The sequence below is a fragment of the bacterium genome (assembly GCA_022616075.1).
In the GTDB taxonomy this organism is placed as follows: domain Bacteria; phylum Acidobacteriota; class HRBIN11; order JAKEFK01; family JAKEFK01; genus JAKEFK01.
Map to the genome: position 1 here is coordinate 1 of JAKEFK010000233.1, position 8,523 is coordinate 8,523.

The window sequence follows — 8,523 nt, forward strand, 5'->3', positions numbered from 1 at the left end:
ATCCAAAACGAAGACAAGAAAAAGGACCAGAGCGATCTCAAAACTTAAAGCAGCAGTAATGATTCCCTGCGCAATGATGCGTTGCACTCCAAACAAATACGTATAAAAAATAGTAATCATTGCTCCCAAAATTAATACAACCCAAACGACGTCCGGTAGCTCCGATTGGCTGGCATGCAGGCGTGCTCTTCGATAGTCACTCAACTGAGACATTCGAGACAGGCCCTCTGTTATCAACGCGTTTTCGTGCGCATCCTCTGGCTCTATTTCTCTATAAGTCTTCCAAAGGTGATCCATGGCAAGTTGCGCCTCAATGCTACTTTCTCCATCTGACATGAGGGGCCATTCAGCATTTATTACAAGCTCTCCGTAGCTGAGCAGATTTTGCCTGATCCGCTCAGAAATTGGATCTGGAAAACCTTGAGAAATCTGCATCAGATCGGCCATCTGATTTGTCTCTCCTGAAATGGACGCTCTTGCTCCCTCATACTGCTCCCAGACCGTAACAACGATGAAGCCGAGGAGGACGCCATACACAACGCCCAACACCGAAATGATGAAGCCCGCAACATCCCGGTGTTGTTCCAGAAGCGACAGGGAGACTCTGCGACGGACCATGGTCAGACCGAAAATGGAGATGAACACAGTTGCAAGCAGGACCAGAAGACCCAGTGTGACCGTCGACATGCCGCGAGTAGTATATCCCACTAATCTATTAGTATGAAGGGACCGTCTGCGACAAATCGACAACCGCTGGCTCCAAATTCCTTTGAATTTCAGACGCCCATGGACGCTTATAGGATAATAGCCGTATGGAATCCTTTCGCTTCGACCGCCGCAATTCGTTCAGGTCTTTCCTTCTGGTGTGTTCGGTTGCGACCGCTTCCGCGATCCTGCTCATTGGCTGGACATACGTGGTTCGTATCGCAAGAGGAAGAGCGCCAACTGAAGGACTCTCCCCTGTTTACTGGGAACTCGCGGGGGCCTACCTCTGGATCCTTCTGTTCCCCTTGATCTACTATGTTGTCCGCCGGAATCCGCTGGGAACAAGCACCTCAACACTCTCTCTTTTCGCGATCCATGCCGGCTTTGCTTTGCTTTTCTCGGCGTTTCATATGGTTTTCAACATTCTTCTGTCCGGTTTTCTCTATAGTGCTGCAGGATTTTCCATTCAGACTTCTACCCCGTGGTGCCCCTGGATCAGCAGCCTTCGAATGTCCTGGCGAATTCTTGTGTACTTTCTCATCGTATCGGTCTGTTATCTAGTGGAGTTTTATCATGGAGTGAGAGCCGCAAGAGCCGAGAACTCCGTTCTTGAAGGCCGATTGAAAACGATCAAGCTGGAGCATTTGCGAATCCAGATCGATGCCAGTTTTGTGCAGCGAACACTTTCAGATGTCTACCAGCTCATGCATAGCAATACCACCGCCGCCATCGAAACGATCACACGGCTTGGCGCCTTTTTCAGACTCATCCAAAAGCAAGAAACAGAAGTGACTTTAGGACAAAGAATCCAGATTCTGAGATCCTATTTTCGTGTGGAAGCCGAAAGATCCGAAGGACGGATTCGCGCACGAATCAGAGTCGACAGAGACATCTTGAACAGACGAATCCCCGGATTCATTTTGCAACCGGTCCTGGATAAGTTCTGCCAGATGAGAATGCAGGACACAGACGCAATTTATAAACTCCGTGTTCGCATAAAAAAAATGAATCGCGGTATCAGAATGATTTTGAACGATAACCTGCCATGGCCCGAAGACCGGAGAGCACTCATTGAAGGACTCATGGAAACAATCGGCGATTCAAAAAGTTACCGTGTGCTTTCAACACGCAAAAGTCTTCAAGTTCTATTCACACTCCTGTCCTCTCGCGCAAGCGATAGACCGGAGGAGACAGCGAGCGAACCAGGACTCAACTTACGGATCGCGGCATGGTGCGCACTATCTCTATTTGTAGGAATGTTTCTTTTTGCCAGACAAGTTGTGATTCTCATCGCAAGCCGCGGCGAGTTTACGTGGCAGGAAGTAATCAATCTCAATATAGGCTGGATCCTTTACGGCCTGGCTACTCCGGCCATCTTATGGTTCGCCAAAAGAGTGAAGTTACACGGCGCAAAATCCATTGCCATACATTCAATTTTCTGTCTGGCGTTGACAGTCTTGTTCATCATTCTTCATGCTCTTTTCTTGTCACAGGGAAACGCGCAACTTTCGTGGAAGCATATTTTTTTGAATTCGAGCAGGGCGTCCAGTTTTCCCGATCAAATTTTGATGTACTGGTCTGTCCTGCTGCTTGCCAACGCGCTTTCAGGCTACCGGCAATACTTCCGGGAACAGGACCGGTCGGCTCAATTGCAATCCGATCTCTCCAACGCACAATTGAAGGCGTTGGAGATGCAGCTTCATCCGCATTTCCTTTTCAACACGCTTCATGCGATCAACGGGTTGATCGTTACGGACAAAACAGTTGCCGCGAGAATGCTGACGCGTCTGCAATATTTCCTTCAGATGACCCTCCGTTCATCCGAGCAACACCTGGTGCCGTTGCAACAGGAGTTGAAATTCCTGGATTGTTATCTGGATATTCAGAAAATACGCTTTGGAGACCGCCTCAGTGTAAGAATGGAAATCGATCCGGAAACACTGCTTTTACCGGTACCCCAGCTGATTCTTCAACCGATTGTGGAGAATGCCATCCGGCATGGCATGGCTCATAAAACAACGGATGGTGAAATTGTGTTGCAGGCCAGCCGTCAGAATGGCAGTCTCCGGATTGCAATTAAGGATAATGGTCCGGGCGCGCCCGACCTCATTCCAGAGAGTCGAAAGGGGGTTGGGCTACAAAACAGCGCGCTGCGACTCCATCATCTCTACGGTGAGTCGCAGAAGTTTTTTTACGGGAACCGGTTGGGGGGTGGATTTGAAGTAAAAATGGAAATTCCACTTGCGGTATGAATACTGAAGTTTCGGGCAAAGTGATCCACGCTTTGATCATAGATGACGAACCGATCGCATGCGATCTGCTCGACTGGATGCTTAAACAGGATCCCGAAATTCACATTCTGGGGACATGCAAAGATGGAAAAGCGGCGTTGACCGCAATCCGGGAGAAACATCCGGATTTGATTTTCCTGGATATCCAGATGCCGGACCTGGACGGTTTCGCTTTGCTTCAGAAACTAAGGGCAGAGGAAAGGCCGTATCTGATTTTTGTCACCGCTTTTGACAGTTATGCTGTACGCGCATTCGATGTGCACGCAATCGATTACCTGCTGAAACCTTTCAATCAGAGACGTTTCCAAAAGGCTTTGAGGAGAGCAAAAGAACACATCTTTGGCCAAAAACAGTTGGCCTTGCTGCAAAACGATTTATCAAAAACGGCTGTTGAAAATCACTCGATTCAGCGACTGGAGATCAAAGTTTCGGGCAGAATCTTATTCATACCGGTTTCTGAGATTTCCTGGATTGAAGCTGCTGATCAATATGCCGATGTTCACCGGGAAGCAAATTCTTATCTTGTGCGGGTGAGCATGTCCTGGCTGGAAAAGAATCTCAATCCTGCAGATTTTGTGCGCATTCACCGCTCCGTGATCGTAAACGTAAACTTCGTCCGCGAAGCCGTTTTGAACAAAGAGCGTGGCAGATACTTGACGTTGAAAGACGGCAAGAAATTGAGGATCAGTCGCAGGCGTGTTCCCGCTTTGCGCAAATCATCGCTCTCCGCCGCCAGTATTCACTAATAAAATGCAGGCTGGAAGCCGAGCTTGTTGAAAAATCAGTTGGAGCGCGGACTTCCAGTCCGCAAAAACCTGATCGCTCGACAAGCATTTTGCGGGCAAGGATGCCCGCGCTGCTACTGGGACCGCCAGCATCTGGATTTTTCAACAAGCTCAGCCTGCGGCCCGTTATGCGGGCAAGATGCCCGCGCTCCGTTCTAGGGTTGATTCGCTGAGGGACTGGACTCCATCCCGATTTGCTGTAACTTGATATTCATGACAGCATCTTTGGATCCGCGCTTGAATTCCATCAGCTTTTCAAGAGTCTGGTATCCATTGATGGAATACCGGACACGATAAAAACCGGGGCGTACAGCAATAAAACGGTATTTTCCATTACCACCGGTTAGGGAACTGAGATTTTTCTTGCCATCCGATTCGGCAGCACCCTTTACCTGTTCCACTTCCCCGGCGTCCACAGCTATCAGGGAGATCTCGACTCCTTTCAGCGCCTTTCCATTTTCATCTGTGACTTTACCTTCAAAACCTCGAAAATTCTTTTGACCGGAAGAACCCGCACCGCCGCCCATGCTGAACGCAAGAGTGACAGCGCAAAACAGAATAACGAACGTCAAATAACACGATTTCTTCATCTTTCCTCCTAAGAATCTACACATGCAAAATCTCTCTAAAGAGGAAAACAATCAATGACTTTGGCACAAGTGGCTCTGATTCTGTCGCGAGCGGTTACTTTAGGCCCTTAACGAGATAGAGATCCGAAAGCACGCGGCGGTAAGTATAGGCATAGGCAGATCCATCGCGGGTGATCTGCATACTAATGGGGAGTAGAGTTCCAGCCAGATCTGGCGGAATGATCTCTTTCCAAAGTTTTCGTTCGCCGGAAGACAGATTTACAGTCTCCAATCTTACCGGGAAGGAATTTCTGAGTAGAGCGTAAACAGTCTCTGGCTCTGTTGTCCAACCTACAACAACATCTTGAGTTTCGAGTCCAGCAACTTTTCTAGGTACGCCTCCCAACACCGGGTAAAGACAGTAATCTCCTTCGATGCAAGGAGCGATCAGGAGTTTTCCATCTGGGGAAAGATGACCAGCACCCACAATTCCTTCCGGTGTTACGGGCTGAAGTTTTTCGGATTCCAAATTGTAAATCCAGAGACGGTCCAAATGTCCTTTTTCAGCTCCAATTACGAGTATTCGTTTGCCATCGGGAAACCAGGAACCACCGAATCCAAATCCCACGCGTTCCAGTGTAGGAAAGTTCAACGTTTTGGGCTGGCCGGCGCCGGTGGGAAGAATTGTGTAGCTTTTTTGAAGTCCAGGCAGAAGTGAAAGCGCCCATTTGCCATCGGGCGATAGAGCATTTGCATAACCATCGCCTAATCGAACTGCAGGAGAACCATCCATCGCGCGCAAATACACGGAATAGTTATGTCCGCCTCCTGCTCCCTGTTCTTCAAACAGAACGAACTTGCCATCTTCTGAGATGTCACGCGGAAATGCCCAATCAAACCAGGACATATCGCGTTCCATCTTATCTCCTTGCGTAAAACCGATCATTTCGCGTCGCCTGTCATCCCGCACAGCTAAAATCTCGCCCGTTGGGAGGACGTCATGCAATACGAGATTGCCGGCCATTTCATACACGATTCGTTTCTGACCGGACAGTGTAACAGCTCGCAAAGGCTGCTGGTTCGATCCCGATTCACTGGCCGTAAACCAGATCTCCTTTCCATTTGGAGACCAGGCAAGGCCGGACGCACTGGAAGCCTCAGCAGTCAACACTTTCTTGTTTCCTTTCAGATCGAAAAACACAACCGTGCCGCGGTCATCTCCTATTGCAGGATGTTCAATCGCTGCGATGCTTTTCCCATCGGTAGAAAATCGAATATTGCTCACCCATCCTGCTGTTTCGAAATAATGTTCCCGATGGGAAATTCGAGTCTTCGTTTTCCGGGAACATTCCGGATAACGGCTAATTCACTTCCGTCGGGGGTCCAATCAGCATCCTGGACATCCTCCACAATTTCTCGTGGGGCGCCGCCATCGATCGGAACGCGAGCGAGCGTACCGGTTCGTTGCCAGCCAGTCATGAAACGCGAATTCAGAAGAACGGCCATTTCACCGGTGGAGGAAATAGCGAGCAGCTCCGAAAGTTGTAGATTCAATGATCGAGAGGCAGGGCTTTGTGGCCGCGTAGAAAAAACTTCAGACGGCGCACCGCTCCATGCGGCGGAGTACAGAATGGTTTGACGATCCGGCGCAAATCTTGACGCAGAAATATAACCGCGCCGAAAAGTCAATCGTTGAAAGATTGGAGTTTCTTGCTTTACGGAATTTTGTGTGAAGAGTAGAGTTGCAGCAGCGCCAACAGCCAGTCCGCTTATAAGGAGAAGAAGCGGTAATAGCCTTGATCCCCGAAGTCCTTTTCGTGCGGCCTGTACGGTGATTGATTCTGCAGCCCCGGTGCCTGAAATACCTGAAATCATTTCGAGATCAAACGCCAGATCACGCGCGGATTGAAATCTTTCTTCAGGACTTTTTTCCAGACAATGGCGAATGATTCGTTCCAGTGCTGCAGGCACACTTTTGTTCGTGGAGGACGGATCAACCGGATCCTCCTTCAGTATGGCGCTCATGGTATCGGCAGTAGAATCGCGATGGAATGCTCGTCTCCCTGTGATCATTTCGTACAGGATGGTACCGAAGGCGAAAAGATCCGATCGATGATCCACCTCACGGCTCCGGACCTGTTCAGGCGACATATAGCCCACCGTTCCCAACACCATGCCCGGCTGAGTGCCAGGATCCACAGTAACCAGACTGGAACGGCCTCCGCTAACAGGCTCTGGAATCGTTAGCTTCGCGAGACCAAAATCAAGAATCTTGATCCGCCCATCGCGCGTGACAAAAATATTTTCCGGCTTTAAATCACGATGAACGATTCCTTTATCATGCGCAGCAGCGAGACCATGCGCGATCTGGAGGGCATATTCAATCGCTTTCTGGTAATTAAGCGCGGAGCCACCAATCCGATCGCGCAGTGTTTCACCCACCAGAAGCTCAGAAACAACGTAAGGAGAATCTTCTTGCACTCCGATGTCGTAGACCGTGAGGATATTGGGATGATTCAGGATTCCTGCTGCTCGAGCTTCCTGCTCAAAACGCCGGAGACGGTCTGCGTCAGCAGAGAATTGAGCCGGCAAAACTTTGATCGCAACTTCCCGTCCTAAACGTGGATCCTTCGCGCGATACACTTCCCCCATTCCACCTGCGCCGATCGGCGAAAGTATTTCGTAGGGACCAATCAGGGAACCCGTTTGCAACGCCGCCATGCTGAAACAGTATACACAAAACATATTCGCGTTTGTTGCCTGTAGGAAAACCACCAGTGAAGAATCGCACCCTTGCACGCCAAGCTCGGCAAGCTTATTAAGTTTTGTGGACTGGAAAGATTGTCGATTGGACTCCACTTCATTACATTTACAGAGCATGACGTGTTATAAAGGGCACTTCTTTTTTTTGTTCTCTCTTCTGGTATTGCTTCCCGTTGCTTCCGGACGTCAATTGCAGGAACGAGTGGAGGTACAACTCGTACAAGTGGATGTTGTAGCGACGGACTCCAAAGGCTCACACATCACCGATCTGAAGCTGGAAGACTTCACTCTAAAAGAGAATGGCAATATCAAGAAGATCACGCATTTCTACAACTCTTCGAGTGAAGAGAGTCGCTTTCCTCTAGCGATGTCCTTTGTTGTAGATACGAGTTACAGCATGCATGAAAAGGTAGCGGGCATGACCAGAATCGGAATCGCGGTCCAGGCAGCAGAACTGGTGATGAACCAGCTGAAACCGGAGGATCAGATCGAACTGATTGAATTCAACAACAAGCCTGAAGCGATTGTGTCCTTCACTTCGGATATGAACTTGATTCGGGAAAAGTTTAAAACGCTTGATTTTCGTGAAGCCAACACGGCCATGCACGATGCAGTGCTTTTTGGTCTGGACAGAATCAAAGGGCGGTCCGGCAGGAAAATCATAGTAGTCTTTTCTGATGGAGTTGACTCTGCCAGCAAGTCAGTTGAAGAAGATGTCATTGAAGCAGTTCGCAAATCCGACGCAACAATCATTGTTTTTTACTCAGAATTTGCAAGGCTAAACTTGCCTATCGAAATGGGTGGAAATCCGAACAGCATGGGCCGGATGAGAGTCCGCGCAGGCGAAGATACTTTGAGGTCCTACACCGAAATGACCGGTGGACAATTCTTCTCTTTTAAAAAAGAACCGGAATTGTTGAAGGCAATCGAAAGTTTTCGGGCTTTCGTTTCAAGCCAGTACACACTCGCGTACACTCCGGATGCACCCAAGAAGAAATCGGAGTGGAGAAAAATCAAAATCGAATGCAAGCGCAAAGGCGTCCAGTTACGTCACCGCGTGGGTTATACCTTGTAATCGGATTTGGTTGACTCAATCAGCTATTTTTTCGAGTATCATTGATAAAGATCAAATCTCCGGAGGTAACGACTTATGCCGACGTACATTTTGCTTCTTCATTACACTGAGCAAGGAATCAAAAACATAAAAGACAGCCCGTCGCGACTCGATGGAGTCAGAAAACTGTTTCAGGACCACGGCGCCAAATTAAAGGACTTCTTTCTGGTAACCGGTCAGTATGATGCAGTTTCCATCTGCGAAGCCCCAAACGATGAGGCTTTTGCAAAACTGGCGCTTACGATCGCAGCCAAAGGAAATGTTCGAACGGAAACACTGCGCGCTTTCACAGAGGA

Annotated in this window: 8 protein-coding genes; 4 read left to right on the top strand and 4 right to left on the bottom strand. The window is 48.9% G+C overall.

From position 1 onward, the window contains the following. Positions 1-687: DUF4239 domain-containing protein (locus L0156_19305; protein ID MCI0605138.1), on the bottom strand; the 687-nt coding region annotated here is incomplete at its 3' end. 125 nt (positions 688-812) lie between these two features. Here L0156_19305 and L0156_19310 point away from each other — a divergent pair. Together L0156_19310 and L0156_19315 are read left to right on the top strand one after the other, a co-directional pair. Beyond that, on the top strand, positions 813-2,957 hold the full coding sequence (locus tag L0156_19310; protein ID MCI0605139.1) for a histidine kinase: 2,145 nt from the start codon (positions 813-815) through the stop codon (positions 2,955-2,957). Beyond that, positions 2,954-3,742, top strand: coding sequence for a LytTR family DNA-binding domain-containing protein (locus L0156_19315; GenBank protein MCI0605140.1), 789 nt, complete (start codon positions 2,954-2,956; stop codon positions 3,740-3,742). Before L0156_19310 ends, L0156_19315 begins: the two co-directional genes overlap by 4 nt. Before the next feature lie 194 nt (positions 3,743-3,936). Here L0156_19315 and L0156_19320 read toward each other — a convergent pair whose 3' ends face one another. The 3 genes from L0156_19320 to L0156_19330 all read right to left on the bottom strand — a co-directional run bounded on the left by L0156_19320 (position 3,937) and on the right by L0156_19330 (position 7,071). Then, positions 3,937-4,371, bottom strand: a complete 435-nt coding sequence (locus L0156_19320) for a carboxypeptidase-like regulatory domain-containing protein (protein MCI0605141.1) — start codon at positions 4,369-4,371, stop codon at positions 3,937-3,939. A gap of 94 nt (positions 4,372-4,465) precedes the next feature. After that, positions 4,466-5,635 (bottom strand): hypothetical protein, encoded by a 1,170-nt coding sequence (locus L0156_19325; GenBank protein MCI0605142.1) that lies wholly within the window; start codon positions 5,633-5,635, stop codon positions 4,466-4,468. Then, positions 5,632-7,071, bottom strand: coding sequence for a serine/threonine protein kinase (locus L0156_19330; GenBank protein MCI0605143.1), 1,440 nt, complete (start codon positions 7,069-7,071; stop codon positions 5,632-5,634). The genes L0156_19325 and L0156_19330 overlap by 4 nt, the downstream gene beginning before the upstream one ends. Positions 7,072-7,228: 157 nt before the next feature. Here L0156_19330 and L0156_19335 point away from each other — a divergent pair, with 157 nt between their 5' ends. Together L0156_19335 and L0156_19340 are read left to right on the top strand one after the other, a co-directional pair. Continuing rightward, positions 7,229-8,188 carry a VWA domain-containing protein gene (locus L0156_19335; GenBank protein MCI0605144.1) on the top strand — a complete coding sequence of 320 codons (960 nt, stop codon included), beginning with the start codon at positions 7,229-7,231 and terminating at the stop codon, positions 8,186-8,188. A 75-nt stretch (positions 8,189-8,263) separates the two neighbouring features. Continuing rightward, on the top strand, positions 8,264-8,523 hold a 260-nt coding region (locus L0156_19340; protein ID MCI0605145.1), incomplete at its 3' end, for a GYD domain-containing protein.

Excerpts from the sequence above, each read along its gene's own strand:
- L0156_19310 (MCI0605139.1), top strand. The coding sequence starts at position 813 with ATGGAATCCTTTCGCTTCGACCGCCGCAATTCGTTCAGGTCTTTCCTT.
- L0156_19315 (MCI0605140.1), top strand. The coding sequence starts at position 2,954 with ATGAATACTGAAGTTTCGGGCAAAGTGATCCACGCTTTGATCATAGAT.
- L0156_19320 (MCI0605141.1), bottom strand. The coding sequence starts at position 4,371 with ATGAAGAAATCGTGTTATTTGACGTTCGTTATTCTGTTTTGCGCTGTC.
- L0156_19330 (MCI0605143.1), bottom strand. The coding sequence starts at position 7,071 with ATGGCGGCGTTGCAAACGGGTTCCCTGATTGGTCCCTACGAAATACTT.
- L0156_19335 (MCI0605144.1), top strand. The coding sequence starts at position 7,229 with ATGACGTGTTATAAAGGGCACTTCTTTTTTTTGTTCTCTCTTCTGGTA.